1 protein-coding gene is annotated in these 241 nt (G+C 61.4%); it reads left to right on the top strand.

The features are described from left to right. On the top strand, nt 1-241 hold a 241-nt coding region (locus tag AF337_RS04595), incomplete at both ends, for a LysR substrate-binding domain-containing protein (RefSeq protein ID WP_244471184.1).

The following is a 241-nucleotide window of genomic DNA, read 5'->3' as shown; positions in this document are numbered from 1 at the left end:
GACGCAGATGACCCGGATCCATCTCGGACCGAGCGAGCGCCTCTCGGTCGTTGCCAATCCGGCCTTGAACCTTGCCGGCCGAACGGAAATTCCACTGGCCGAAGTTTGCGGATTTCCGCTGGTTCTCGGAACCAAGCATCTCAGTATCCATCAGGCGTTCATGGCAGCCGCCAGTGCGCGGCATCTGCGTGTCGAGCCGGTCATGGACGTCGGTTCTCTGCCATTGGCCATCGCCATGGTC

The sequence above is a fragment of the Rhizobium ecuadorense genome, assembly GCF_001187535.1.
Lineage (GTDB): Bacteria > Pseudomonadota > Alphaproteobacteria > Rhizobiales > Rhizobiaceae > Rhizobium > Rhizobium ecuadorense.
This window is presented reverse-complemented; position numbering and strand designations above follow the sequence as displayed.